The 24783-nt window shown below is 63.6% G+C and carries 26 protein-coding genes and 1 tRNA gene; 9 read left to right on the top strand and 18 right to left on the bottom strand.

The window, feature by feature from the left end:
- Window positions 1-34: 34 nt before the first annotated feature.
- The 4 genes from EKN06_RS15670 to EKN06_RS09025 form a co-directional block, all read right to left on the bottom strand.
- A complete protein-coding gene (locus EKN06_RS15670) occupies window positions 35-172 on the bottom strand; it encodes a hypothetical protein (RefSeq protein ID WP_164844012.1) in 138 nt (45 codons plus the stop codon).
- A gap of 81 nt (window positions 173-253) precedes the next feature.
- A complete protein-coding gene (locus EKN06_RS09035; RefSeq protein ID WP_127612573.1) occupies window positions 254-724 on the bottom strand; it encodes a lasso peptide biosynthesis B2 protein in 471 nt (156 codons plus the stop codon).
- Window positions 721-996 (bottom strand): HPr-rel-A system PqqD family peptide chaperone, encoded by a 276-nt coding sequence (locus EKN06_RS09030; RefSeq protein WP_127612572.1) that lies wholly within the window; start codon window positions 994-996, stop codon window positions 721-723. Before EKN06_RS09030 ends, EKN06_RS09035 begins: the two co-directional genes overlap by 4 nt.
- Window positions 993-1841, bottom strand: a complete 849-nt coding sequence (locus tag EKN06_RS09025) for a phosphoenolpyruvate carboxykinase (ATP) (RefSeq protein WP_127612571.1) — start codon at window positions 1839-1841, stop codon at window positions 993-995. The genes EKN06_RS09030 and EKN06_RS09025 overlap by 4 nt, the downstream gene beginning before the upstream one ends.
- Before the next feature lie 226 nt (window positions 1842-2067).
- Between EKN06_RS09025 and rpe the strand changes: the two genes are divergently transcribed.
- The 6 genes from rpe (at window position 2068) to EKN06_RS09000 (ending at window position 7781) form a co-directional block, all read left to right on the top strand.
- Window positions 2068-2733 (top strand): ribulose-phosphate 3-epimerase, encoded by a 666-nt coding sequence (gene rpe, locus EKN06_RS09020; protein WP_127612570.1) that lies wholly within the window; start codon window positions 2068-2070, stop codon window positions 2731-2733.
- Window positions 2734-2815: 82 nt separating this feature from the next.
- Window positions 2816-4609 (top strand): heparinase II/III family protein, encoded by a 1794-nt coding sequence (locus tag EKN06_RS09015; protein ID WP_164844011.1) that lies wholly within the window; start codon window positions 2816-2818, stop codon window positions 4607-4609.
- A gap of 104 nt (window positions 4610-4713) precedes the next feature.
- Window positions 4714-6309, top strand: coding sequence for a bifunctional phosphoribosylaminoimidazolecarboxamide formyltransferase/IMP cyclohydrolase (gene purH, locus EKN06_RS09010; protein WP_127612568.1), 1596 nt, complete (start codon window positions 4714-4716; stop codon window positions 6307-6309).
- Between the two features lie 104 nt (window positions 6310-6413).
- A complete protein-coding gene (locus EKN06_RS16090) occupies window positions 6414-6539 on the top strand; it encodes a hypothetical protein (RefSeq protein WP_276317278.1) in 126 nt (41 codons plus the stop codon).
- Window positions 6540-6634: 95 nt separating this feature from the next.
- On the top strand, window positions 6635-7243 hold the full coding sequence (gene msrA, locus EKN06_RS09005; protein WP_240654706.1) for a peptide-methionine (S)-S-oxide reductase MsrA: 609 nt from the start codon (window positions 6635-6637) through the stop codon (window positions 7241-7243).
- Window positions 7244-7304: 61 nt separating this feature from the next.
- Window positions 7305-7781: a Fur family transcriptional regulator gene (locus EKN06_RS09000; RefSeq protein WP_127612723.1), complete on the top strand. Its 477-nt coding sequence runs from the start codon at window positions 7305-7307 to the stop codon at window positions 7779-7781.
- Between the two features lie 4 nt (window positions 7782-7785).
- Here EKN06_RS09000 and EKN06_RS08995 read toward each other — a convergent pair whose 3' ends face one another.
- The 7 genes from EKN06_RS08995 to EKN06_RS08965 form a co-directional block, all read right to left on the bottom strand.
- Complete coding sequence (locus EKN06_RS08995; RefSeq protein ID WP_127612566.1) at window positions 7786-9558, bottom strand: hypothetical protein; 1773 nt, start codon at window positions 9556-9558, stop codon at window positions 7786-7788.
- A gap of 6 nt (window positions 9559-9564) precedes the next feature.
- Complete coding sequence (locus EKN06_RS08990; protein ID WP_127612565.1) at window positions 9565-9987, bottom strand: GtrA family protein; 423 nt, start codon at window positions 9985-9987, stop codon at window positions 9565-9567.
- On the bottom strand, window positions 9984-11570 hold the full coding sequence (locus EKN06_RS08985) for an NAD(P)/FAD-dependent oxidoreductase (protein WP_127612564.1): 1587 nt from the start codon (window positions 11568-11570) through the stop codon (window positions 9984-9986). The genes EKN06_RS08990 and EKN06_RS08985 overlap by 4 nt, the downstream gene beginning before the upstream one ends.
- A 143-nt stretch (window positions 11571-11713) precedes the next feature.
- A complete protein-coding gene (locus tag EKN06_RS08980; protein ID WP_127612563.1) occupies window positions 11714-12382 on the bottom strand; it encodes a PilZ domain-containing protein in 669 nt (222 codons plus the stop codon).
- A 193-nt stretch (window positions 12383-12575) separates the two neighbouring features.
- Window positions 12576-12660 (bottom strand) — tRNA-Leu (locus tag EKN06_RS08975).
- Window positions 12661-12791: 131 nt separating this feature from the next.
- Window positions 12792-13073 carry an integration host factor subunit beta gene (locus tag EKN06_RS08970; RefSeq protein ID WP_127612562.1) on the bottom strand — a complete coding sequence of 94 codons (282 nt, stop codon included), beginning with the start codon at window positions 13071-13073 and terminating at the stop codon, window positions 12792-12794.
- 267 nt (window positions 13074-13340) lie between these two features.
- The gene (locus EKN06_RS08965) at window positions 13341-13700 is read right to left on the bottom strand and encodes a GntR family transcriptional regulator (RefSeq protein ID WP_127612561.1); all 360 of its coding nucleotides are present in this window, start codon (window positions 13698-13700) and stop codon (window positions 13341-13343) included.
- 175 nt (window positions 13701-13875) lie between these two features.
- Here EKN06_RS08965 and EKN06_RS08960 point away from each other — a divergent pair, with 175 nt between their 5' ends.
- Both EKN06_RS08960 and nrtS read left to right on the top strand, forming a co-directional pair.
- Window positions 13876-15522 carry a peptide MFS transporter gene (locus tag EKN06_RS08960; RefSeq protein ID WP_127612560.1) on the top strand — a complete coding sequence of 549 codons (1647 nt, stop codon included), beginning with the start codon at window positions 13876-13878 and terminating at the stop codon, window positions 15520-15522.
- 47 nt (window positions 15523-15569) lie between these two features.
- Window positions 15570-15746 carry a nitrate/nitrite transporter NrtS gene (nrtS, locus tag EKN06_RS15665; protein ID WP_164844010.1) on the top strand — a complete coding sequence of 59 codons (177 nt, stop codon included), beginning with the start codon at window positions 15570-15572 and terminating at the stop codon, window positions 15744-15746.
- A gap of 8 nt (window positions 15747-15754) precedes the next feature.
- Here the strand turns inward: nrtS and dxs are convergent, their stop codons facing one another.
- The 4 genes from dxs to EKN06_RS08940 are packed head-to-tail and all read right to left on the bottom strand — an operon-like array spanning window position 15755 to window position 20533.
- Window positions 15755-17677, bottom strand: a complete 1923-nt coding sequence (gene dxs / locus EKN06_RS08955; protein ID WP_127612559.1) for a 1-deoxy-D-xylulose-5-phosphate synthase — start codon at window positions 17675-17677, stop codon at window positions 15755-15757.
- 56 nt (window positions 17678-17733) lie between these two features.
- The gene (msrB, locus tag EKN06_RS08950; RefSeq protein ID WP_127612558.1) at window positions 17734-18228 is read right to left on the bottom strand and encodes a peptide-methionine (R)-S-oxide reductase MsrB; all 495 of its coding nucleotides are present in this window, start codon (window positions 18226-18228) and stop codon (window positions 17734-17736) included.
- Between the two features lie 56 nt (window positions 18229-18284).
- Window positions 18285-19520 (bottom strand): ABC transporter permease, encoded by a 1236-nt coding sequence (locus EKN06_RS08945; RefSeq protein WP_240654704.1) that lies wholly within the window; start codon window positions 19518-19520, stop codon window positions 18285-18287.
- A gap of 2 nt (window positions 19521-19522) precedes the next feature.
- Complete coding sequence (locus tag EKN06_RS08940) at window positions 19523-20533, bottom strand: ABC transporter ATP-binding protein (protein WP_127612556.1); 1011 nt, start codon at window positions 20531-20533, stop codon at window positions 19523-19525.
- A 62-nt stretch (window positions 20534-20595) separates the two neighbouring features.
- Here EKN06_RS08940 and queG point away from each other — a divergent pair, with 62 nt between their 5' ends.
- On the top strand, window positions 20596-21693 hold the full coding sequence (gene queG / locus EKN06_RS08935; protein ID WP_420810784.1) for a tRNA epoxyqueuosine(34) reductase QueG: 1098 nt from the start codon (window positions 20596-20598) through the stop codon (window positions 21691-21693).
- On the opposite strand, the gene EKN06_RS08930 is transcribed toward queG, so the two are convergent.
- The 3 genes from EKN06_RS08930 to EKN06_RS08920 form a co-directional block, all read right to left on the bottom strand.
- Window positions 21683-22915 (bottom strand): NAD(P)/FAD-dependent oxidoreductase, encoded by a 1233-nt coding sequence (locus EKN06_RS08930; protein ID WP_127612555.1) that lies wholly within the window; start codon window positions 22913-22915, stop codon window positions 21683-21685. The genes queG and EKN06_RS08930 overlap by 11 nt on opposite strands.
- A 108-nt stretch (window positions 22916-23023) precedes the next feature.
- Window positions 23024-24007, bottom strand: a complete 984-nt coding sequence (locus EKN06_RS08925; RefSeq protein WP_127612554.1) for an LLM class flavin-dependent oxidoreductase — start codon at window positions 24005-24007, stop codon at window positions 23024-23026.
- Window positions 24004-24780, bottom strand: a complete 777-nt coding sequence (locus EKN06_RS08920) for an alpha/beta hydrolase (protein ID WP_127612553.1) — start codon at window positions 24778-24780, stop codon at window positions 24004-24006. The genes EKN06_RS08925 and EKN06_RS08920 overlap by 4 nt, the downstream gene beginning before the upstream one ends.
- Between the last annotated feature and the right edge of the window lie 3 nt (window positions 24781-24783).

Below are 24783 nucleotides of genomic sequence, written 5' to 3'. Positions count from 1 at the left end.
CCGGCGCCAATCAGGCGCCAAGGTCATGCACAGGTCAGCTACGGCCGTTGCCGACGCCCTGCGCGTTGCCCACGCTCTGGTCAGAAGCAATGCCGGTGCCTGCGACGTCGTGCAACGTGCCGACCTTTTTCAGTTCCGGCTTGTTCCAGCTGCGCTTGGAAGTGTTCTGCATGACCCGTTTCCCCCAGTTGTAAAAATGGCCGCTCCCAAAAAGGAAACGACCCGTTAACCAATTGCATTCACGACAGAGTCTCTAGCAAAAAGTCCCGCTGTTGCAATCACCGGAATCGTAACTTGTCCTGAATTGTAACAGTCTGGCATGCGCATCACCCGTGTCACCGATGATCTTGCGCCCATTCCATTCGACCCAGGCGTGCAGATCGTCACCTACTCCTCTGCGCGCCAACGGAACGAATCCAAGGATTATGGCCGATCCGATGCGCCGCCGCGCCAGCATCCATTGCAGCGCGATCGCTTGGGGAAGGCAAATCGTCCCGGGCATCCGCATGGTCGCGCGACGGACCGCCGCAGCGCAGGCGCGCACCATTTCATCCGTTTGGGTATCGGCGGTTTCGTCATGATCGGCGATGTCGGCGGACTGTCCCGCAGGGATCGATTCGCCCAGCAACTGGCTCCACCTGGCCAGCGGGACAAACCGTATCAGCAGCCGCGCGATCAGCGCCAGCGCCATCGCCTCCAGCGTGCGCAGGCGGACGCGGATCACGCCCCGGCCTTTTCCTCGATAAGCCCGGCATCGGTCAGATCGGCCAGGAAGGCGGCCATGTCCGTCGCCACCGTTTCTTCCGCCACGTTGAATTCGCGTGCCAGCGCGGCGGCGATCTGCGCGCGGCTGCTTTGGCCGTCGATGCTGCGCCAGATGGCAAGCGCGCTGGTTTCAAGCGCATAGAAGCGGCCGGTTGCGGTGTTCATCAAGACCAGTTCGCCATCGACTTCCGTCTCGACATAGCGGCCTTCGCATTTGCTGATTATCGTCATCGTGAGGAAACCTGTGACAGCCGATCGATCAGGAGATCGATCGATTCGGTAAAACGTGCCGGGTCGAGCGGGCGGACGAAGCGAAAGACTTCGATCCGGTTGGCCAGAGCCGCCAGCGCGGCGAGCCGTCCGGCGCGGTCGTGCCCCCGGGCCGACGAATGAAGGTAGGCGGTATAATGGTCGTCATCCAGTAATGTGATGCGCTGCGCTCCGCGAACAGGCTCGAACGACGGATCTTCGCCGATTTCCAACCCGATGATGGCGGCCAGCGGCAGTGGCGCGTCGACATCGCTGCCGCTGTCGGTCGCAAAGAACTTCCTATAATCTTCGGATACCAGTTGCAGGCTGGGCAGACCGGTCAGGGCCAGCGAATCCGGCCAGAGCTTCAACCGCTTGTGCCCCGGCAGGCAGTTGGGGGCGGGCGTGGAAAGATCCACGACCAGCGTATCGTCGGCCACAATCGGAAGCCCGCGCTGCCGCAACGCTGCGGCAGTGGTCGACTTGCCCGCGCCCGACGCGCCCGAAAATGCGAATGCCCTGCCGTCGATGGCGACCGCCGATGCGTGGATCGGGGTCAGTCCGTTCAGCGCCGCGATCGCGCTGTGCACGGTGCCGGACAGGAACAGTTCGAGCATTCCGGCCTTGCTCTGGTCGTCGAGCTGCACAGTCACGCCGTCGCCGCGCCTGTAATAAATGGCAAGGCCATCGTCGCGCAGCAGGAATTCTTCGCCCACCATATCGTTCTTGCCCACGGCAATGCGCATTCCGGCTAGGGTATCGGGAACGATGCCTTCGCGAACGCGACACTCTCGCATCATCAGCATTGCGGGAGTTAGTTCGGTCATTGCACCCCAGAAACAGGTTGCCCCTGTCATACGCCCCCAAGCGTCCGGCAACCGGGTTGGAATTAACCATTGGCTTGAGCAAAAACAAGCAGATGCATGATGCCTGTGCCGGGGCGGGTCAGATCGCGGGTTCTGCGGTCGGTGCGCGTGGCACATCGGGCTGCGATGTGGAAAGCGCGGCGATTGCGCTTGTGGCTGCTGCCTTGCCTGCGGTAGTTCGCAACGCATGCCTGCACCTCTCATCTCTCCGTCCATCCTTTCCGCCGATTTCGCCAGATTGGGGGAGGAAGTGGCCGCCATCGACGCGGCTGGCGCCGACTGGATCCACGTCGACGTCATGGACGGGCATTTCGTGCCCAACATCACTATCGGTCCCGCGGTGGTAAAAGCCTTGCGCCCCCACACGGCCAAGATATTCGACGTTCACCTGATGATCAGTCCGGTGGACCTTTATCTCGAAGAATTTGCCGCAGCGGGCGCGGACATCATCACCGTCCATCCCGAAGCGGGGCCGCATGTCCATCGCACGGTGCAGGCGATCAAGGCGCTGGGCTGCAAGGCGGGCATATCGCTCAATCCCGCGACGCCGGCCAAGATGCTCGACTACCTGATCGACGACATCGACCTTGTCCTGGTCATGAGCGTGAACCCCGGTTTCGGCGGACAAAGCTTCATCCATTCGCAGCTTCGCAAGATCGAGGCGGTGCGCAAGATGATCGACAAGACCGGCCGCGCCATCCACCTCGAAGTCGACGGCGGCGTCAATGCCGAAATCGCCAAGCTGTGCGTCGATGCAGGGGCCGACGTGCTTGTCGCCGGGTCCGCAACGTTCAAGGGCGGGCCGGACATGTATGCGGCGAACATCGCCGCGCTGAAGGCGGCGGGGGGCTGATGGCGCGATGGGGGTCGAGCCGGAAAGCCTTGGACGACGCGCCGGTTGGAATGGCGTTGCGCCGGGGCGAAAGGCGATACCCTTGAACGCCACTCGGGATGACGGCGGGCTCGTCGAATCGCCCGCAAATGCAGTGACCGCTGCGACCATCGGTGCGGATCTTTCGGGCGAGCCGACGCTGGCCGATATTTCGCCGCCCCGGCTTGGCATGATCGACGGGGCGATGCGCTTTCTTTATGCGCGTGGCGTTCCGGCGCGCAACCTCGTGCGGCCGTTTCACAAGCCGTCGCGCCTGCGCCTTTTGGCGACTGTCGACGAACCCTTGCCCGGTGAACGAGCGGCGGGCATGGCCCTCCGCGCCGGACACTTCCTGATTGCGGGCAAGCGGATCGGTACGGATACAGCCGATTATGCCAGCACAGCGCTTGCGCCGCCGGTTGCGCGGGCGATACACGGTTATACCTGGCTCGCCGATCTTGAGGCTGCGGGAACGCGGGACAAGGTCGCGTCCGTGAGCGAAGATATCCTGCGCCGCTGGTTGTTGGTGAACGGCGAAATCGGCGAGGGTCCGGCATGGGACGTCGGCTATACCGGCCTGCGCGTGCTGAACTGGCTGGTCCATGCACCGCTGATCCTTTCGGGCAGCGACCGGGCGTTTCGCGCCAGCATGCTCAAGCACATTGCGAAAAGCGCGCTGTGGCTCGACCGTCAGGCGGCACGCTCGCTTCCGTCGCGCGAAATCCTGCCCGCGTGGGCCGCGATTACGGCAGCCGGCCTGTTGCTGCCCGATGGCAAGCCGCGCCGGCTTTATGGCGAAGCCGGGTTGATCGCCGCGCTGGGCGACGCGATGGGAGAGGATGGCGGCTTGCTGTCCCGCTCCCCGGTCGAACAGGTCGACACGATCACGCTGCTGCTGCGGCTGATCGCCTGTTACCGCGCGTGTCGCCGCGATCCGCCCGAACAGATCCAGGTCATGCTTTCGCTGATGACGCCCGCGCTATTGTCGCTGACCCATGCCGACGGTTCGCTGGGCAGCTGGCAGGGCGGGGTGCCGATTTTGCCAGAACGCGTCGCCATGTTGGTCGAAGCCGCCGAACCGCGTGCGCGGCCGCTGCACGATGCGCAGCACTGGGGCTATCATCGGCTTCACGCGCGCCAGTCAGTCGTCCAGTTCGATGCCGCCCCGCCGCCGGGGGCACGCGAAGCGCGCGGGGCCTGCGCCTCCACCCTCGCGTTCGAATTCAGCCACCGCGATCAGCGCATTGTCGTCAATTGCGGCGGCGCCGCGCTTGCCGGCGCTGCGGTGCCGCGCCGGATCGAAGATGGCCTGCGGTCGAGCGCAGCGCATTCGACGCTGACGCTGGGCGACGCGGATTCGACCCCGGTCGAACCGCAGGGCAAGCTGGGTTCGGGCGTAAAAGCGGTGACGTTCGATCGCAGCCACGATGGCGGGCGCACGGTGCTGACCGCATCGCACGACGGTTATGCCGCCCGGCACGGACTTTACCACGAACGCAGTCTCGCCCTTTCGCCCGACGGCACGGCGCTGGATGGCGAGGATCGGCTGATGCCGCGCGGGCGCAAGGCGAAGCGGGGCGAGCACGGTTTTGCGATCCACTTCCATCTGGGTCAGGGCATCGAGATCGGCCATGAGTTGAGCGGCGACAGCGGGCGCGGTTGGGCGCTGGCCATGCCCGAAGGGGGTTATTGGCAATTTCGCGCCGATGGCGAGGGGCTGGCGCTGAACATGGCGGTCGAAGAATCGCTGTGGATCGACGCCGGGGGTCACCCGCGCCAGATCCGTCAGCTGATCGTGACCGGCCAAGTCGGGCGAGAGGGTGGAAAAATCGGGTGGTCATTCCGCCGGATGGGGTAAACCCCGCGCAAATCCGCCATTCGGGTTCTTGCAGGCAGCGGGACGACGCCCTAGAGGCGCAGCCATTACCGCCGTAATGCGTACTCCCCCGAAAGGCCCGTTCCATGGAAAAACCGATCACTGTCCGCCGCGCACTCCTGTCGGTGTCGGACAAGACGGGGCTGGTAGACCTGGGCAAGGCGCTGGTCGCACGCAAGGTCGAACTGGTGTCGACCGGCGGCACGGCCAAGGCGCTGCGCGAGGCTGGGCTGGACGTGAAGGACGTGTCCGACATCACCGGCTTTCCCGAAATGATGGACGGGCGGGTCAAGACGCTGCACCCGATGGTTCATGGCGGGCTTCTGGCGGTGCGCGACAATCCCGAACACGCCGCCGCGATGGAAGCGCACGGGATCGGCGCGATCGATCTCGTGGTCGTCAATCTCTACCCGTTCCAGCAGACTGTCGCCAGCGGCGCGGATCGCGAAACGGTGATTGAAAACATCGACATCGGCGGCCCTTCGATGGTGCGTTCGGCGGCGAAGAACCACGATTACGTCGCCATTCTGACCGATCCGGCGGATTACGGCGCGCTGATCACCGAACTGGATTCCAGCGTCGGCGCGACCGGGCTGGTGTTCCGCAAGATGCTGGCCGCCAAGGCGTTCGCCGCGACCGCCGCCTATGACGCCGCGATCAGCCAGTGGTTTGCCTATGTCGATCAGGACCAGAAATTCCCGCCGCGCCGGGCGATGGCGTCGAAACTCGTGTCCACGCTGCGCTATGGCGAAAACCCGCATCAGGACGCGGCGCTCTACGTTCCCGAAGGCCCGCACGTGTCCGGCTTGCCGCAAGCGGTGCAAGTGCAGGGCAAGGAGCTTTCGTACAACAACTACAACGACGCGAACGCCGCTCTCGAACTGTGCGCGGAATTCCGTGACGGCCCGCCGACCGTCGTGATCGTGAAACACGCCAACCCCTGCGGCGTCGCCACTGCCGATACGTTGGCAGAGGCATGGGACAAGGCGCTGGCCTGCGACAGCGTGTCCGCGTTCGGCGGCATCGTCGCGGTGAACCGCCCGCTGGATGTCGCGACCGCCGAAGCCATCGCCAAGATCTTTACCGAAGTCGTCGTCGCCCCGGACGCGAGCGAAGAGGCGAAGGCGGTGTTCGCCAAGAAGAAGAACCTGCGCCTGCTGCTGTTGTCCGACGGATTTCCCGATCCGCGCCGCAAGGGCGTCAATCAGGTCGTCATCGCGGGCGGATTGCTGGTGCAGGACCGCGACGCCGGCGCGGTGAGCGTGGCCGACCTGAAAGTCGTGACCAAGCGCCAGCCGAGCGAGCAGGAATTGAAGGATTGCCTGTTTGCGTGGACGGTCGCGCGGCATGTGAAGTCGAACGCCATCGTCTATGCCAAGGATGGACAGACCGCCGGGATCGGCGCGGGCCAGATGAACCGCCGCGATTCGGCGCGCATCGCCGCCGCCAAGGCGCAGGAAGCCGCCGAAACCTGCGGTTGGGCCGCGCCGATGACGGTGGGCAGCGCAGTGGCATCGGATGCGTTCTTCCCGTTTGCCGATGGGCTGTTGTCCGCCGCCGAAGCGGGGGCAACCGCGGTGATCCAGCCGGGCGGTTCGATCCGCGACGAGGAAGTCATCGCCGCCGCTGACGAACGTGGCATCGCCATGGTCTTCACCGGAATGCGCCACTTCCGCCATTGATCCGCCGTTCAGGCTTCTGAACGGAAGCGTGGCATAGGGTTCACGCTTTCTTCAGGCTTGGATGGTTAATACGGCGGTGACAGATAAAACGGAAAGACTTCGCAATGGCACTCATCGACTCGGCGCTCGTGCGCAATTTCGCGATTGGATTCGTTCTGGGAGCGGCCGGGCTGTTCATCGCATCGGGCTTTCCGTTCGAAATGCAGGCCATTGCAGCGGTTCTGAACTGATCGGTTCCGAGCCGAAGGGCACGCGCCGCCTTCCTTCCCATTTAACCGCGCTCGCGCTGGGTGCGGCGCTGCTTGGCGCTTGCCAACAGCCTGCGTTGGCCGAAGAAGTCGTCCGCACGCCGCCCGCGCAAGTTCAGGCGAAGGAAAGCGGCAAGCTGAAGACCGCGATCTTCGCTGGTGGCTGTTTCTGGGGCGTCGAAGGTGTGTTCAGCCATGTGAACGGCGTGACCAGCGCGGTTTCTGGCTATCACGGCGGCACAAAGGCGACCGCCAATTACCGCGCGGTTGGCGGAGGCGACACCGGCCATGCCGAGGCGGTGCGGATCACATACGACCCGTCCGTCGTGCGCTATGACGAATTGCTGCGCATATTCTTTGCCGTCGTCGCCGATCCCACCATGCTGAACCGCCAAGGCCCCGACCGTGGAACCCAATACCGCAGCGCCATCGTTCCTGTGAACGCGCAGCAGGCGCAAGTCGCCAAGGCCTACATCGCGCAACTGGGCAAGGCCGGGCTGTGGTCGAAGCCAATCGTCACGAAGATCGAGCCGAAGCAGACGTTCTATCCGGCTGAGGATTATCATCAGGACTTCATGGCGAAGAACCCGAGCCACCCTTACATCCAAAGGTGGGACGCACCGAAGGTCCGCGCGCTCAAATCGCTGTTCGCTGACGACTACCGCGCATCGTTCCGCAAGGGCTGAACGGAACGACATCGGCAGGGCGGGGCTGACAGGCCGCGCCGAGGCACCTATATTCATGGACATGGGGACCACCACCGATCACCGTCACGCGCATAACGAACATAGCGGCGCCGCGCTCGTCCGCGCCGCGCGTGCCGCGCTGACCGATGCGGGCGAACAGTGGACCGGGATGCGCGCCGACGTTTTCGATGCGCTGGCTTCTCAGGATGCTCCGGCTTCTGCATACGACATTGCCGACGCGCTTTCGGCGAAGCGTGGCAAACGGGTCGCCCCCAACAGCGTCTATCGCATTCTCGACCTGTTCGTGCGGACTAACCTCGCCAACCGGATCGAAAGTGCGAATGCCTATCTGGCGAACCGCCATCCGGGGTGCCGCCACGATTGCATCTTTCTGATCTGCGACGATTGCGGGCGGGCCGAGCATGTCGACGACGATCGCCTGACCGAAGGATTGCGCGCAGCCGCCGCCGCGGCGGGTTTCGCCGATCTCAAGACCGTGGTCGAACTGCGCGGGACTTGTTCGTCCTGCACCGGCTGACCGGTCAGCCGACGACTTTCCACAACAGCACGCCTTCGTCCGCCGTCTGCACCGGTTGCAGCCAGTCGGGGGTATTGCCGCGTAGCAGCCCATCGACCAGCCCGTCGCGACCTGCCTGGCGATAGACCGTGAATTCCGGCAGCGAGGCGCAGACCATCACATAATCGACCTTCCGTTTGGCGATGATCGCGTGGGCCGCGTCAGCCGGTTCGATATAGGCGCGCATATTGTCGCTGATGGCCTTGCCGGCGCGGTGATGCGCGGTGGCCACGACCCGGTGCGGGCTTTCCAGCAGGATTTGCGGGCCAAGATCGATCGGTGCGAGCAAGTTGCGCGGGCGGTCGCCGATGGCGGTCAGCGCCGGTCCCATTTCGCACGGCGTGGCGTCGGCGTTCGTGTGCGGGGGAGCCGCATTGCTCGGCGTGGCGAGCATCAGCACGGTGAGCGGCAGGGTCGGCAACAGCGCGGCGATGATGCCGACGGCAGCCATCGCCTGCTTGCCCGGACGGTGCAGGTTGCGGATCGCGCGCAGCCACTGTTTCAACTGGTAGCCCAGCGGCACTGCGGCCAGGGCTGCGGCAAAGGCTCCAGCCCGACCGACAAGACAGGCGAGCACCAGCGCTGCGGCCAGCAGCACCGCATATTCGAGATGCCAGCGATGCACCCACGCGCCGGTGCGCGCGGCTAGGCCCAGCGAAACGAACAGCGCGACTAACGGCGGCAGCGCGATCTGAAGGCCGGTTGATGGCAGCTGTTCCCAGATCGCCCGGCTTTCGCGCACATTGGCCAGCCACATGTCGCGCGTAATCGGGTCGAGATCGGCAAAAGCGCCGCTCGTGCATTGGGGCGCAATCTGCAGAGCGGCAGCCACCGCAGCCAGCCCGACAGTGCCGAGCACGAGAAATACGAACACGTTGGGCCGCTGCGAAACGCGGCCAAGACCCGTCGCGCCGATAGCCACGATGCCCAATGCGGCCAGCTGCATCGGTGACATGGCATCGCAATAGCTGGTCATGGCAAAGCCGCGCGTGGCGACATAGATCAGGGCGGAACCGACGAAAATCGACTGCAGCATGGATACGAGCCACGCCCGCTGTTCCCAGCAACGCAGCCACCGCGCCAGGGCGATGCCCATGATCACCGCGATCATCGGCAAGGCTTCCAGCGATATCGCCAGCCAGACCGCCATGGCGAAACCGGCGACCCATCCCGACCGCTTGGGCTCTCGGCCCATCAGCGCATTCACCGCGACAAGGCCGCAGACGACCTGCCAACCGTGGTGGTCGATCCGCATCGGGCGCAATTGGTGCAACAAAGGAAGGGCCATGGCCGCGACGAGGCACGACAGTCCCGTGGATTCCTCGTCGAACAGCCGCCAGCTCATCCGCCCGATCAGCAACAGCACGAAGAACAGCGTGATCAGCGGCACCAGCACTGCGGCGACATGTTCGGCCGGGCCCATGCCGACGAACGGCGCGAACAGGATCGTCACGAAAGCGAGTGGAATATCGACCAACCGGGTCCAGTGCATCGCCGTCCCGTCGGGCGGGGCGATGCGATACTGGGTGACGTCGAACCAAGATTGGCCAGCCAGCCAGTCGCGCACTTCCAAAAGGCGCAGGATGTCGTCACCATCGACGAAACGATGACCCACAATCGCAGGAAGCCCGGAAACGGTCAGCAGGATCGCCAGCAGCACCCATACGATCGTGACCCGCTTCAACAGCTCGCGCGCGATCAGGGGGCGGCGGCGCTCTCCGAAGACGGTCCCCTCCATCTTCAGTCAGGCTTCAACCGATGCCTCTGCCATGCGTTCGTTGAATACGAACCGGCAGCGCAGGACGAAAGTGGCCACAAAGCTTGCGCCGATCGCGCCCAGCTTGGCAAGGCGCGGATCAAGGCCGACAGCCGTGGCGGACGCGACGACGCCCCAGGTAATGGCCATACCGACCAGCGCCGAAGCCACGAACAGCCCCTGTTGCGCGGCGCGGTGGCGTCCGGTTTCGGCAACCCGGCCGGCAAAGACGAAGCGGCTTGATGCAAACCAGTGCGCAAAGATGCCGAGGCCATAGCCGCCCACGGCCGCAATCGGCGCGGTCAGCCCCATCGCCATCAGGGCAAGGAACGTCGCGACGTCGATACCCAGCGCCGCGACGCTGGCGAAACCATAGGCGACAAATCGGCGCAGGGGCGCAGCTTCGATCACGCCGCGTTCTGCCGGTCCGCAACGGCCGGTTCGGGCACGTCACGCATGCTGGACAGCGCGGCGGCGCGATCTTCGGCGGAATATCGCGGCAATTCGGCCTCGTGCCCTTCGGCGCCGGCCTCATGGTATTCGGCGTCTTCGTTCACGCACCATGTGTCGTAGATCCGCGTCCCGGCGATGATGTTTTCCACCGTCAGCATCGCGGTCATCATCGCGTGATCCTGATTGTTGTAGCGATGCATCCCGTTGCGGCCGACAAGATGCAGCGTCGGGTGCTTGGCTTCGAGCTCTTCGCGCATCGTGGCGACGCGCGCTGCGTAAAATTCGTCATAGACCGGATAGGCCTTTTCCTGCCGCACCACCGAACCGCCGATGACGTCGGCCGGATCGCAAAGCCCCAGGATCGCCATTTCCTTGCTGGCCAGCGCTACCAGATCGTCGTCCGACGATGCCCACAGCCCGTCGCCTTCAAAACAGAAATATTCGAGGCCGACACAGGCGACCCCCTGATCGGGCACCATCTCGGGCGACCACGAACGGAAATTCTGGATGCGGCCGACCTGCACCTTTGAATCGTGGATGTAGATCCAGTTGTCTGGGAACAGATCCTTTGAAGGCACCTTCAATGCGACGGTCAGGAAGTCGCGATACTTCAGGTCGCTGGCGTCGAGCACCGATGCGGGCACCGGGGCCAACCGCGCGGCCAATTCGCGCATGGGCGCGCTGGAAATTGCATGGCGGGCGCGGATCACCCGTTCGCCACCGGCGGCTATCGTGGCGTGCAGGCGCCAGCCGCCCTTTGTATCGGCGGCAAGCCGGCGCAATGCGTGCCCCATCAAAACCTGGTTGCCGCCATCGCGAACCTTGTCGCGCGCGGCTTCCCACATCATGCCGGGGCCAAGCCGCGGATAGCGGAACTCCTCCAGCAGGGTCTTGGTCTGCATGCCGTCGTTCGGACGCTTGTTCAGGCCGAGCGAACGCTTCAGCCCATCGGTCACCGCGCCCCACAGCGACAGCCCCTTGATGCGCTGAGCGGCCCAGTCGGCGCTCATCTCGTCGCAGGGCATGCCCCACACCTTCTCGGTGTAGGTCTTGAAGAAGATCGAATAGAGTTTTTCGCCGAACTGGTTGACCGTCCAGTCCTCAAAGCTTTTTACCTGCTTGCGCGGGAATACCTGCGCCTTGGCAAAGCTGGCCATGCACAAAGTCGAACGCCAGATGCCGAGATTACGCAGTGCCTCGAACGCGCGGAGCGGATACGAGTAGAACTTGCCCTCGTAATAAATCCGGCTCATCCGCGGGCGCGAAATGAAGTCGTCGGGCAGAATCTCGTTCCACAGATCGACCACGGCCTTCGATTTCGAAAAGAAACGATGTCCGCCGATGTCGAAGCGGTAGCCTTCGTGCTCCACCGTGCGGCTGATGCCGCCGACGTAACGCTCGTCTTTTTCGATGATGGCGACCGACTTCCCGGCCTTCGTCAGCAGGTAACCCGCCGTCAAACCAGCAGGGCCAGCCCCGATGATGACGACGTCAACATCCAGTTCCTGGATGGTCCCTTCCGAATTGTTGCCGTTCTGCACTGTGCCCCCCGTGGATATCTCGTAGGACCTTTGCAGCGGCCCTAGGTAAATCCTGCAGGAAAATGGCTAAGAGGAAGTTAACACGCAACTTTCAAGGTATGTAATTACAGGTTGCTGACGCCGCTATTGCAGAACGGCGCCGATCATGCCGCAACGTTGTTGGATGCAACGCCAACGGGCGCCCGGTCGCGCCACCCTTGCGAAATCGCTTGCAGGTTTGCCGCGACCACGGCGATTTGTTCGAACCTGAATGTCTCGAGGAAGGCGAGGCCATAGTGCGGATTCTGGCGCCAGCGCACCTTGGTATAAACCTCGCCCAGAGCCGGAATATCGAGCCTGAGTTGCTGGTCCATCGAAAACAGGTCCGGTGTTTCGATCTGCGCGCCTTCGTGCGAAATGTCGCGGATGACCACGCCAATGGTCCGCCCAAGCGACTTGATGCTGGCGGGCAGATCCACTGCGATGCGAATGGCGCGTTTGCGGAACGGACCCTTTTCGCCGATCAGCGATAGCAGGTCGTTGCTTTCGGCAAACGCGAGACCGGCCTGATCGTCTTGAACCCAGATCAACGAAACCTCGAACCGGTCGCCATCGCCGAATTCGAGCCAGAACGGATTGCCGTCGTCGGGCAGCGGTGCGCCATACAGCTTGACCCGCAGCGCCTTGCCCGAAATGTCGCGCAGCACGCATGGGTATTCGCCGCCGGCAAAGATCAACTTGGCAGTCCTGATGATCGGCATCCGTTCTGGCTTGCGGCCAAAGTCCAGTGCCGGTCTGACGGACGCGAATTGCGCTTGGCTCAAATCGTTCATTGTGCCGGTTCCCCCGTCGCCGCCGATGCTGCCGCCCGGGGTCGACGCTACCCCGGGATCAATAGCCCGAGATATGGCGCAATCGCGTTAACGCACTATGGCTTTCGAGGGTGAAAAAACCCCTAAACCGAATAAGTTGCGTATTAAGGAATTGGCAGGTTCGACCGCAAATTCAGGAATTGCGCGCCGTTGGTGGTGCGGACGGCGGGACTCGAACCCGCACGTACAAAGTACAGGGGATTTTAAGTCCCCGGCGTCTACCATTCCGCCACGTCCGCAACGAGCGCAGCACTAGGGCGCGGCGCAACACCGTGCAATCGCCGACTCTATTAAAAACGACATTTCGAAGCGATTGGCCGAAGCGATGGCCCGATGCGCAGTTAGGGCGCCATGGCGCGGAAAGTTGCGATCAGTCGGTGTTCAACCGATCGCGCATGTCCTTGCCCGCCTTGAAATAAGGGACGCGCTTGCCTGGCACTTCTACCGTCGTGCCCGTGCGTGGGTTCCGGCCCGTTCGTGCGGCCCGTTCCCGCGTGGAAAAGGCGCCGAAACCGCGCAGCTCGACCCGCCCCCCATTGGCCAGCCGTTCGGCGATGGCATCGAAGAAACAGGTGACCACGGATTCGACCTCTTCGGGCCGAAGTTCCGGGTTTTCTTCGGCCAAGGCCTGAATAAGTTCGGATCTAATCATGACAACCCCGTCTATCGTGAGTAGCGACCCCATCGACAGTTGCTGCCACATGGACGGCAACAGCCATTGTCGGCAAGTCCCCCCAATTCCCCCGGAGACCGGCTGTTCAATGCCTTGCCACTCGCATGAAACCCAAACACGGGAAAATCAAGCGTAGGAAAGGACATGGGTGACTTTGCCACTCACAGCGCGGCCATGCAATGTTAAACGCAAGCGACAAGATTTCGCGATGCTTTCAGGCGGCGCATCACCAACAATTGGCGCGGATCAGGACTGGTGCAACAACAGTTCATCCAGATCGAGGTCTAGCAGCCTTATCCGTTCCGCGACCGATGGCCATTCTTCGCGCAGGAACTGGTCACGTTCTGCCGCGAGCAGTCGTCCGCGTGCGCCGGGGACAACCGCGATGCCGATCCCGCGCCGGACTTCCAACAGGCCGTCGTCCTGAAACTGCTGGTACGATTTCGCCACCGTCAGAGGGTTTGCACCCTGTTCCGCAGCGAAGGCCCGCACAGACGGCAACAGTTCGCCTTCGCGATAGCGGCCGTCGATGATCGCAGCGGCGATCTGGTCGCGAAGTCGCAGGTAAACGGGGCGTGTCGCCTGGGGGCCGGTGGGGCGAGCCATAGGTGGTCTAGTGCCATAATACACCGTGTCGGGTCAAGTTCGCGCGCCCTTTGCGACAGCCCGTTCCTGCCGCGAACGAGACTGGTCACAATTGCAACAAAATGCTTCACAACCGCGCGTTGGGCGCTAAGTCTCGCAACCATCCGGACAAGATAGAGCAGGGATGGCGGACAGCATGAAAGACATGGGCTCGTGGAACGAAGGCGACTGGATCGCCGCGATCGCAGCGGTCGCGCTGTTCGCCGTGTTGGCCATCGGCGGCGCGCTTGCCATGCGGCGCAGCGAAGAAGTGCTGGGCCACCCGCGCGGGCTGTTCGTCCTGTTCTATGCCGAAATGTGGGAGCGGTTTTCCTATTACGGAATGCGCGCCCTGCTGATTCTGTACCTCACCAAGTTCTGGCTGTTCAACGACGGCAAGGCGAACCTGATCTACGGCGCCTATACCTCCCTCGTTTACATTACCCCGGTGCTGGGCGGCTATCTCGCCGATCGCTGGCTGGGGCAGCGCAAGGCGGTGCTGTTCGGCGGCGTCGTGCTCGCCTTCGGCCACTTGTTCATGGCTTACGAAGGGATGCAAGGCGCGACCGATCCCACCGTCAAGCAGGCGGATTTTGCGATCAACGTGTTCTGGATGGCGCTGGCGCTGATCATCGTGGGTTCCGGATTCCTGAAGGCGAACATCTCGGTCATCGTGGGGCAGCTTTACCGGATGACCGACGGGCGGCGCGATTCGGCCTATACCATCTTCTACATGGGCGTGAACGTGGGCGCGGCGCTGGGTACGATCCTCGTCGGTTATCTGGGCGAGACGATCGGTTGGTCGTGGGGCTTCGGGCTTGCGGGCATCGGCATGGTCGCGGGCCTGATCATCTTCGTAATCGGCAAACCGGCCTTGCGCGGCAAGGGCGAACCACCCGTCCCGCTAGCGCGTGGACGTGAAATCTTGCTTTACGCGGTCGGCATCGGGTCGGTCGCGGTGATCTGGGCCTTGATCCAGTTCCAGGATGTGATCCAGACGCTGTTGATCGCCACCGGCGTCGGAATGCTTGCCTATACATTGTACGAGGCGTTCAAACTGCCGAAGGAGGCGCGAGAGCGCATATTTGCGATCCTTTTCCTGATCGCCCTGAACCCGGTGTTCTGGGGCCTGTTTGAACAGGCAGGCGGCTCGCTTTCGCTTTACACCGACAAGTTCGTGGACCGGGGCGGCGTTCCGACCTCGTTGTTCCAGTCGATCAACCCGATCTACATCGTCGTCTTCGCCCCATTCTTCGCCGCGCTGTGGCAATATCTTGGCAAGCGCGGGCTTGAACCTTCGGCACCGGCAAAGTTCGCGCTGGCGCTGTTTCAGGTCGGGCTGGGCTTCCTTGTGTTTACATGGGGTGCGGGCACGGGCGATCCGGCGGTGATGACCAGTGTCATGTTCGTGTTCCTGATCTACCTGTTGCACACCACGGGCGAGCTTTGCCTGTCGCCGGTCGGCCTGTCGGCCATGACCCGGCTCGCCCCGCTGCACCTTGGCAGCTTCATCATGGGCGCGTGGTTCTACATGACCGCGGTCGGCAATTTCGTTGCCGGCAAGATCGGCGAAGCGACGGGCGGCGAAAGCGGCGAGATGAGCAAGGAACTGACGCTTTCAATCTATGCCACCATCGGTTGGTGGACCATCGGCATCGGCGCCGTCGTACTGATGTTGTCGCCCATCGTGAAGCGGTGGATGCATCTCGACACGTTGGAAGACGGTGAGCTTGCAGGCACCGAGGAACTGGCCGAACCGCAAGCGGCAGGGGTTCACCCCGGGCGCGATCCAAGCCCGAGATAAGGCGTGTCACCCAAGAGGGCGATTTTGGGCTGGTATTCGCATGGCCGATGCTGCGGCGTTCGCTGGCCGTGGCGCTGATTGTCGGTTTGATACTCAACCTGATCAATCAAGGGGATCGTCTGTTGGACATGCAGGGCGTGGTATGGTGGCGAGCAGCGCTCACTTTCATAGTGCCGTTTTGCGTGGCCAGCTACGGCGCCTACGCCGCGCTTCGCAACGCATAGGCGGATTCTCAGGCCCGCGCTTCTTCCACGCCGGCGCTGTTGTGGCGCAGCGCTTTCAGCACCGTATCGACGATATCGGGCGCATTCAGGCCCGCTTCTTCGTACTGCTTTTCGGGTGCGTTCTGGTCTTGGAACATGTCGGGAAGGCGCATCGTGCGGATCTTCAGCCCGGCATCGGTCAGCCCCTCATCGCTCGCCAGCGTCAGGACGTGCGCGCCAAGCCCGCCGATGGAGCCTTCCTCGATCGTCACCAGCACTTCATGGCTTGCGGCCAGTTTGCGGATCAGGTCTTCGTCCAATGGCTTGGCAAAGCGCATGTCGGCGACCGTGGTTGAAAGGCCCTTGGCCTCAAGCTGGTCGGCGGCTTTCAACGCTTCTGCAAGACGGGTGCCTAGCGACAGGATAGCGACCTTCGATCCTTCGCGGACGATCCGGCCCTTGCCGATTTCCAGCAATTGCGGCGTTTCGGGCATATCGACCCCGACGCCCGAGCCGCGCGGATAGCGGAACGCGATCGGCCCGCTGTCGTGGCATGCGGCGGTATAGGTCATGTGGACCAGTTCCGCCTCGTCCGCTGCGGCCATGACCACAAAATTGGGCAAAGTGGCCAGGTACGTCACGTCGAACGATCCGGCGTGCGTTGCGCCATCCGCGCCGACCAGTCCCGCGCGGTCGATCGCAAAGCGGACCGGCAAGTTCTGGATCGCGACATCGTGGACCACCTGATCGAACGCGCGCTGCAGGAATGTCGAATAAATGGCGCAAAACGGGCGCATGCCTTCTGCCGCAAGCCCTGCGGCGAAAGTCACCGCATGCTGTTCGGCGATGCCGACATCGAACGCGCGGTCAGGGTGCGCCTTGGCGAACTTGTCGACGCCTGTCCCGCTGGGCATAGCGGCGGTTATGGCGCAGATCGTCGCGTCGGTTTCGGCCAGCTTGGCAAGGGTTTCGCCAAACACGTTCTGATACGACGGCGGCCCGCTGGCGGACTTCGCCTGTTCGCCGGTGACGACGTTGAATTTCTGCACGCCGTGATACTTGTCTGCCGATTGCTCGGCCGGGCCGTAACCCTTGCCCTTTTGCGTCACGACATGGATCAGGCACGGCCCTTCGGCGGCGTCGCGCACGTTTTCCAGCACGGGGATCAACGCGTCGAGATCGTGCCCGTCGATGGGGCCGACGTAATAGAAGCCCAGTTCTTCGAACAGCGTTCCGCCCATTGCCATGCCACGGGCGAATTCATCGGTCTTGCGCGCGGCATTGTGCAGCGGGCGGGGCAGTTTGCGCGCGAAACGTTTCGCCAGTTCGCGCAGGCCAAGGAACTGACCGCTGGATACCAGCCGCGCGAGATACGACGAAAGGCCGCCGACTGGTGGCGCGATCGACATGTCGTTGTCGTTAAGGATGACGATCAGGCGATTGCCTGCCGCTTCGGCGTTGTTCATCGCCTCGTAAGCCATGCCCGCGCTCATCGCGCCGTCGCCGATCACGGCAATGCCCTTGCCGGGCCTGCCCGAAAGCTTGTTCGCGATGGCAAAGCCCAGCGCTGCGCTGATTGAAGTGGACGAATGCGCCGTGCCGAACGGATCGTATTCGCTTTCGGAGCGCTTGGTGAAACCGGACAGTCCGCCGGGCTGCCGCAGCGTGCGGATACGGTCGCGTCGTCCGGTCAGGATCTTGTGGGGATAAGCCTGATGCCCGACATCCCAGACCAGCCGGTCTGTCGGCGTGTCGAAGACGTAATGGATGGCTGTCGTCAGTTCCACGACGCCGAGTCCCGAACCGAGATGCCCGCCCGTCTGGCCGACGGCAGAGATCATCTCGGCTCGCAATTCGTCGGCAAGCTGGCGCAATTGCGCGCGCTCCAGCTTGCGGAGATCGTCTGGCGTGGTGACGTTGTCGAGCAGGGGAGTGGCCGGTACCGCGGTCATGCCACTGCCTTAGCCCGATAATACGCCCTTGTCGAACGGGGAAAGGAGACCATTGTTCAAGCGGGTGAGAAATCGAGCGCGACGCCGTTCATGCAATAACGCTTGCCGGTCGGCTTTGGCCCGTCGTTGAAGACATGGCCCAGATGCCCGCCGCAATTGGCGCACAGAACTTCGGTGCGCGGATAGCCGATCTTGTAATCGGTGGTCGTGACGATCCCGCCCTTCATAGGAGCGTAGAAACTGGGCCAGCCGGTGCCCGATTCGAATTTGGTGCGCGATGAAAACAGCGGATGCGCGCAGCCCGCGCAACGATAAGTCCCGCTACGCTTTTCATCATTGAGCGGTGAGGAATAGGCCCGCTCGGTCCCGGCCTGACGCAGGACGCGGTATTCATCCGTCGTCAGGCGCTTGCGCCATTCGGCGTCGGTCCGTTGCAGGGGAAAGGTCTTGCCCTTTGCCTCGGCCTCTTTCGATCCGCAGGCCGAAAGGATCGGCACCGCTGCCCCTGCCGCCAACATACCCAGCAATGTCCGTCGTGCAAATCTTGCCATGTCGTTGTCCTACTCGCTCACCGCTTAGGCTGCGATGAACGGACAATGATCGGCGGTCATGCCGGTTTACGCCGCCCCGTCAGCCACCGGAAAAAGCTGTTGCGCGACACGGCCGGTCCCGACTTCATCACCGTGCGCCGGAACAAGGTCGCCCCGCCCTTGATGATCAGCGTCACGCACAGTGCCTGCCAGACTATCGCGCCCAGATGCGGCAGCAGGTCCGGTTCGACCGCCGCCCGCGCCAGCATCGAATAAGGAGAGGTCAGTGGGAACAGGATTGCGGCCAGCTCGATCGGCTCGCCCATCGCGCCCAGCGCATAGCTGGCAAAGAAGAATACCAGCAATTGCAGCATCGTGGCCGGCATCGACAGGGTCTGAACCTCGCGCACGGTTGCCGCCAGCCCGCCGATGGTCAGGAACAGCGAGCCGAGCAGGAGATAGGCGAACGAGAAGTAGACCAGCCCGAGCAGCGCGAACATCGGCCAGCCGACAGCCGGCGGGGCGAATGAAGGAATGCCGCCACCGGCGAGCATGATCGCAAGGCCCACGACGCCCCACACCGACAGCCCGACGAGGCTGACGCCAAGCATGGCGATGAGCTTGCCGAAGAACACGGCGTCCATCGGCACCGCTGCGGCGAGCACCTCGATGATCTTGTTCGCCTTTTCCTCCACCATGTTCGACATGACCATGCCCGCAAGCAGCATCGTCAGCAGGAACAACAGCGTCTGCGAAGCCTGTGCCGTGCGGATGCGTTTGCGGGCGGTATCTGCGCGCGCGCTGATGGTCTTGTCGACCGTGACGGAGGGCAGCGTACTGCTTTGTGGTCGCAACGCCTCTGCCGCGATAAGGGCGACGGGACCTTTCCACATGTCCACCGATCCGCCCGGACCGGTCAATTTCGGATTCGCGAGCGGGCCGGACAGCAGCGCCACGACCGGGCTGCCGCTTTTCGCGCGTTCGAGCAGCGAACGGGCCATAACGCGCTCGCCGGGTTTCAGGCGGATAACAATGAACGTTTCGGGCAAGTGCGCTACCGACCCCGAAAGCCGGTCGCGCGCGGCCAGAAAGGCATCGGTTTCGGCCGCTTCCATCGCGATGCCCAGCACCGGGGTCACGGCCTTGCCGCTGACGCTGGCGCCGATGCCTCCTGCCATGCCGATAACAAAGACCGGGAATAGCGGACCGAGCAGGAAGAAGATGAATGACCGGCTGAACAGGATCGCGCCGAAATCGCGGCTGGCGATGACCATGATCGAACGCCAGAAACGACTGAAAGCAGAATGGCTCATGTTCATCGCGCGACCCCTTCAGCGTCCTGTTCCAGCGCGCGTGCCGCAGCCTCGCCGGCAATGGCGACGAATGCGTCGTGCAGACCTGCTCTTTCGATCGACAGCGCCTGAATGCCCGCGCCCCCTTCGATCAGGGCGGTCAACAGCGGCTCGACCTCTCCCGTCAGGCTGAAATCGAACAGCGCACCGCCGGTCGACCGTAATTGCGGTTCCGCTTCCGGCGGCAGGGCCGCGCGCCAGGGGCCGTCGACATTGCGGGTCTCAAGGTGAACTTGCGGCGGCAGCCGGTCGCGCGCGGTGGAAACGAGGCCGTGGAACGGCACCTTGCCCCCGGCGATGATCGCGATCCGTTCGCACAGGCGTTCGGCATGGCTGAGCACGTGGGTCGAAAAGATCACCGTAGTCCCGTCGATGGCAAGCCCGCGGATCAGTTTTTCCAACCGGCCTTGGCTGATCGCGTCGAGACCCGAAAACGGTTCGTCCAGCACGATCAGGTCTGGTTTGTGGACCAACGTGGCGAGCAGCTGCACGGTCTGCGCCTGCCCCTTGGACATCTGGCGGATCTGACGGTCGGCGATATGGCCGAAACCGTATTCCTCAAGCAGTTCGCGCCCGCGCCTGCGCCCTTCGTCGCGCGGTAATCCGCGCAGCGCGCCGACAAAGGCGATGGCGTCCACCGCCTTCATCGCCGGATAAAGCCCGCGTTCTTCGGGGAGGTAGCCGATGCGGTGGGCGATCGCGTGAGGGTTGTCGCTGCCCAGCACGCGGCGGGTGCCGCTGTCGGGATCGATGATGCCCAGCAACATGCGCAGCGTCGTCGTCTTGCCCGCGCCATTGGGGCCAAGGATGCCGAAAATCGTGCCGGCGGGCACTGAAATGTCGACGCCGTCGACCGCGATCGTACCGTCGAATCGCTTTACCAGATCGCGCGCCTCGATCGCCAGGGGGCCGGTGTCGGCATCCGGTGCGGGCGAAGCGATGGCGAATTCGGATGGATTGGGGCTTTTGGTCATGTCCCTGTGCACTTACATTTGCCCCCGATGGCCGATCATTCCGCAAGAACCTGTTAACGCACATGCCCGAAACAACCGGTCCTGTCCTGATGGAATTGCGCGAAAGGCTGATCGCGCGCGCGGCGGAGGAAGGTTTCGCCGCCGTCGGGATCGCCGATGCCGGCACCGATCCTGCCCGCGCCGCCCGTCTGACCGACTGGTTGAAGGACGGAAACCACGCGACGATGGAATGGATGGAAGGCCGCGCGGATCAGCGCGCCGCGCCGCAAACGCTGTGGCCCGATGCGCGCCGGGTGATCGCGCTGGGCATGAATTACGCCCCCGCCGCCGATCCGCTGGCGCTGGCCGACCGGGGCGAGTTGGGGCGCATTTCGGTCTATGCGCAGGGGCGCGATTACCACGACGTCGTGAAAAAGGCGCTGAAGCGGCTCGCCCGCAGGCTGGTCGAAGAAGCACGGCGGGCCGGACTGGATGCAGGGGTGAAGGTGTTCGTCGACACCGCGCCGGTAATGGAAAAGCCGCTGGGCGAAGCTGCGGGAATCGGTTGGCAGGGCAAGCATTCCAACATGGTCAGTCGCCAGCATGGATCATGGCTGTTCCTTGGCGCGATCTATACCACGCTCGACCTTCCGGTGGACGAAGCCCACGTGGACCGTTGCGGATCGTGCAGCAAATGCATGGACGCATGCCCGACCGATGCGTTCCCTGCGCCGCGCGTGGTGGATGCGCGGCGGTGCATTTCCTATCTCACCATCGAACACAAGGGGCCGATCCCGCACGAATTCCGCGAGGCGATGGGCAATCGCATTTATGGCTGCGACGATTGCCTTGCGGTCTGCCCCTGGAACAGTTTCGCTGAGGCCGCGGCGGCGAACATGGCGTTCCTGCCGCGTGCGGAATTGGCAGCGCCGCGTCTTACTGAACTGCTCGCGCTTGACGATGCGGGGTTCAGGGCGCTGTTCTCGGGCTCTCCGATCAAGCGGATCGGGCGGGACCGTTTCATGCGAAATTGCCTGATCGCCGCAGGCAACAGCGCCAATGCCGCGCTGATTTCCGTGGTCGCCGGATTACGCAGCGATCGCGATCCGGTCGTGGCCGAGGCGGCGGACTGGGCCGCCGCCCGGCTGGACCGGATCGCGCTCGGGCCTGTTACGCCGTAGCCATTTCCTTCAGCGCAACGCTGTCGTCGGCCAGCATGTCGCGATCGATTATTGCGCGGCTTTCGACCAGTTTCTTGCCCTGCACGTAATCCTTGACCTTGTTCACGCAGTCGAGCGCGATGACGCGCCCTTCCTTGAGATAGACGACGGAAAAACTGCGCGTCGCGGGGTCGCCGCGCAGAACCGTTTCGTCATGGCCGATCGAAAGTCCCACGGTCTGCAGTTTCAGGTCATACTGGTTCGACCAGAACCATGGCGTCGCCTTGTACGGTTCTTTTTCGCCCATGATCGCCTTCGCCACGATCTTGGCCATGTCATTGGCGTTCTGCACCGATTCGAGGCGAATGACAGCGCCTTCGGCGAAATCGTTGGCATGGGCCGCGCAGTCGCCGATGGCATAGACGTCTTCGAGCGTCGTGCGACAGAATTCGTCGACGTCGACGCCATTGGCGCCCGCCGCGCCCGCCACGATCAGCGGGCCGATGCTGGGCACGATGCCGATGCCGACGATGACCATGTCGGCGGGAACGACGCTGCCGTCGGCCAGCTTGACGCCGGTCACCTTGTGTCCGTCACCTTCGATGCATTCGACCCCGGTGCCAAGCCGCAGGTCGACGCCATGGTCGCGATGTTCCTTTTCATAAAACCGCGACAGGTCTTCGCCCGCGACGCGCGCCAGCACGCGGTCCAGCATTTCGATCAGCACGACGTCGATGCCAAGCTTGCGCAGCACTGCCGCCGCTTCGAGCCCGATATAGCCGCCGCCGATAATGACCGCCCGTTTCGCGCCGGCGTCGATTTCGGCCATCATCCGGTCGGCGTCGGCGCGGGTGCGCACCGCATGCACGCCGTTCAAGTCCGCGCCGGAACAGGAAAGCCGGCGCGCGTCGCCGCCCGCGGCCCAGACGAGATGCGAATAGCCCATCGTCGAACCGTCGGAGAGCGTGGCGACCTTTGCCTGCGGATCGACAGCCGTGACCGCGGTCGAAAGGCGCAAGGCGATGCCCTTGTCCGCCCAGAACTGCGGCGGACGGATGTACAGCCGTTCGAATTCCTTTTCGCGGGCGAGGTATTCCTTGGACAGGGGCGGGCGTTCGTAAGGCGGTTCGCTTTCGCGGCCGACCATCACGATGCTGCCATCGAACCCTTGTTGCCGCAGCGCAACGGCCACGGCCGCTCCGCCATGTCCGGCCCCCACGATCAGCACTTCGGCGTTTTCCATACGGTCTCCCTCCATCGGAGTATGGGCGCTACTGCCCGGATGCGCCCGGTTCAAGACCTGATCGGCTCAATCCCGCAATCGTCCTATCGGTTGGGAAACGGTCGGTCGCTACAGCCCGGCAAGCGCCTGCATCGCGATGCGCAGCGAATGGTGCCTCGCCTTGGGGTCGAAAGTCGACCCGGTTAGCACCAATTCGTCGGCCTCGGTGCGGGCGATCAGCGCGGTGATCGTGGCCCTTACATCGTCGGCGGTGCCGATGGCGCTGACCTCTCGCATGGCGCGCAAACCCGCAAGCGCCTGAGGCGGCAGGCTTTCGCGATAGCCGGGCACGGGAGGTGGCAAGCGGCCGGGTGTGCCGGTGCGCAGCGCGACGAAAGACTGGTCCATCGACGATGCCAGCAATTCCGCTTCGGCGACCGTGTCGGCGGCAAAGCAGTTGGCCGCGACCATGACATGCGGCCGGTCTAGCGATTCGGACGGGCGGAAATTTTGGCGATAAGTGGCCAGCGCATCATCCAGCGCGGCGGGCGCGAAATGGGATGCAAAGGCATAAGGCAGGCCGAGCATCGCGGCGAGCTGCGCGCCGAACAGGCTGGCGCCCAGCATCCACAATTCGGGTGAGGCTCCGGCGCCGGGCATGGCCTGCATCGGCAGGCGGTCGTCCCCTGCGAACAGCGCGCGCAGTTCGACCACGTCCTGCGGAAAGCGTTCCGCCGCGCTGTGCAGGTCCTTGCGCAACATTTGCGCGATGCGCTGGTCGGCGCCGGGCGCGCGGCCAAGGCCGAGATCGATGCGCCCTGGGAACAGCGCGTCCAGCGTGCCGAACTGTTCGGCGATCACCATCGGGCTGTGATTGGGCAGCATGATCCCGCCGGAACCGATGCGGATGGTGCTGGTGGCATGGCCGATGTGGGCAAGGCAGACCGCGACCGCCGAACTCGCGATCCCGGGCATGCCGTGATGTTCGGCGATCCAGAACCGATGGCAGCCAAGCTCTTCGGCCAGTTTTGCAAGGTCAGCCGATTCGGCCAGCGCCTGCGACACGGTGCCGCCTTCGACGACCGAAACGAAATCCAGAACTGAAATCTTCATGCCGAAACCTCGCGCACGGTGGAAAGAAGCAGCGCGATATCCGCGTCGCGGGAAAGTCGGTGGTCACCGTCCTTGATCAGGTGGATGCACACATCGTCGGCGACCAGCGCCTCGGCCAGCCGCAAAGCGGTTTGCCACGGCACGTCGGGATCGCGCTGTCCCTGAAGGATGCGGACAGGGCACGACAGTCCGATCCCGGTGTCGAGCCGCAAATGGGTCTGTGCGTCGCGATAAAATGCGGGGTGATAGGGCGTGGGTTCAGGACCGTAGCTATTGTCCTCCAGCCAGATTTCCCCGCCTTCCAGTGTCGCTTTCTGTTCGTCGGAATAGCCCCAGGCGACGAAATCGGGCGCGGGCGCGATGCCGACCAGCGCGCGCACCGCATCCGGCCCGGCCATCGCGACCAGCTTTTCAGCGACCAACAACATCAGCCATCCACCCATCGAGGAGCCCGCCAGCACGACCGGCACGTCGGCAAGGCCGGCGCCGACATGGGCGATGAGCGCCACGACCTCGTCCCGCCAGCGTGACAGGGTGCCGTCGGCAAAATCGCCCCCGCTATTCCCGCATCCCGAATAATCGAGCAGCAGGCACGCCTGACCGCGCGCCATGGCGTCGGCCATCACGGCCACCGCCTTGCCGCCTTCCATGTCGGACATGTAGCCGGGCAGGAAGACGATCGTCGGCGCGCTGCCAGCGGCATGGCGATAGGCGACCGACAGGCCGTTATCGGTGGTGAAATGTTGAATGGGGGGAAGGTAGGGAACGGTCATCGC

It is taken from the genome of Croceicoccus ponticola (assembly GCF_004004515.1).
In the GTDB taxonomy this organism is placed as follows: domain Bacteria; phylum Pseudomonadota; class Alphaproteobacteria; order Sphingomonadales; family Sphingomonadaceae; genus Croceicoccus; species Croceicoccus ponticola.
The sequence above is the reverse complement of the archived record's forward strand: the minus strand, read 5'-3'. Positions and strand labels throughout refer to the sequence as shown.

Excerpts from the sequence above, each read along its gene's own strand:
- EKN06_RS15670 (WP_164844012.1), bottom strand. The coding sequence starts at position 172 with ATGCAGAACACTTCCAAGCGCAGCTGGAACAAGCCGGAACTGAAAAAG.
- EKN06_RS09030 (WP_127612572.1), bottom strand. The coding sequence starts at position 996 with ATGACGATAATCAGCAAATGCGAAGGCCGCTATGTCGAGACGGAAGTC.
- EKN06_RS09025 (WP_127612571.1), bottom strand. The coding sequence starts at position 1,841 with ATGACCGAACTAACTCCCGCAATGCTGATGATGCGAGAGTGTCGCGTT.
- rpe (WP_127612570.1), top strand. The coding sequence starts at position 2,068 with ATGCCTGCACCTCTCATCTCTCCGTCCATCCTTTCCGCCGATTTCGCC.
- purH (WP_127612568.1), top strand. The coding sequence starts at position 4,714 with ATGGAAAAACCGATCACTGTCCGCCGCGCACTCCTGTCGGTGTCGGAC.
- EKN06_RS16090 (WP_276317278.1), top strand. The coding sequence starts at position 6,414 with ATGGCACTCATCGACTCGGCGCTCGTGCGCAATTTCGCGATTGGATTC.
- EKN06_RS09000 (WP_127612723.1), top strand. The coding sequence starts at position 7,305 with ATGGGGACCACCACCGATCACCGTCACGCGCATAACGAACATAGCGGC.
- EKN06_RS08995 (WP_127612566.1), bottom strand. The coding sequence starts at position 9,558 with ATGGAGGGGACCGTCTTCGGAGAGCGCCGCCGCCCCCTGATCGCGCGC.
- EKN06_RS08980 (WP_127612563.1), bottom strand. The coding sequence starts at position 12,382 with ATGAACGATTTGAGCCAAGCGCAATTCGCGTCCGTCAGACCGGCACTG.
- EKN06_RS08970 (WP_127612562.1), bottom strand. The coding sequence starts at position 13,073 with ATGATTAGATCCGAACTTATTCAGGCCTTGGCCGAAGAAAACCCGGAA.
- EKN06_RS08965 (WP_127612561.1), bottom strand. The coding sequence starts at position 13,700 with ATGGCTCGCCCCACCGGCCCCCAGGCGACACGCCCCGTTTACCTGCGA.
- EKN06_RS08960 (WP_127612560.1), top strand. The coding sequence starts at position 13,876 with ATGAAAGACATGGGCTCGTGGAACGAAGGCGACTGGATCGCCGCGATC.
- nrtS (WP_164844010.1), top strand. The coding sequence starts at position 15,570 with ATGCTGCGGCGTTCGCTGGCCGTGGCGCTGATTGTCGGTTTGATACTC.
- dxs (WP_127612559.1), bottom strand. The coding sequence starts at position 17,677 with ATGACCGCGGTACCGGCCACTCCCCTGCTCGACAACGTCACCACGCCA.
- msrB (WP_127612558.1), bottom strand. The coding sequence starts at position 18,228 with ATGGCAAGATTTGCACGACGGACATTGCTGGGTATGTTGGCGGCAGGG.
- EKN06_RS08945 (WP_240654704.1), bottom strand. The coding sequence starts at position 19,520 with ATGAGCCATTCTGCTTTCAGTCGTTTCTGGCGTTCGATCATGGTCATC.
- EKN06_RS08940 (WP_127612556.1), bottom strand. The coding sequence starts at position 20,533 with ATGACCAAAAGCCCCAATCCATCCGAATTCGCCATCGCTTCGCCCGCA.
- queG (WP_420810784.1), top strand. The coding sequence starts at position 20,596 with ATGCCCGAAACAACCGGTCCTGTCCTGATGGAATTGCGCGAAAGGCTG.
- EKN06_RS08930 (WP_127612555.1), bottom strand. The coding sequence starts at position 22,915 with ATGGAAAACGCCGAAGTGCTGATCGTGGGGGCCGGACATGGCGGAGCG.
- EKN06_RS08925 (WP_127612554.1), bottom strand. The coding sequence starts at position 24,007 with ATGAAGATTTCAGTTCTGGATTTCGTTTCGGTCGTCGAAGGCGGCACC.
- EKN06_RS08920 (WP_127612553.1), bottom strand. The coding sequence starts at position 24,780 with ATGACCGTTCCCTACCTTCCCCCCATTCAACATTTCACCACCGATAAC.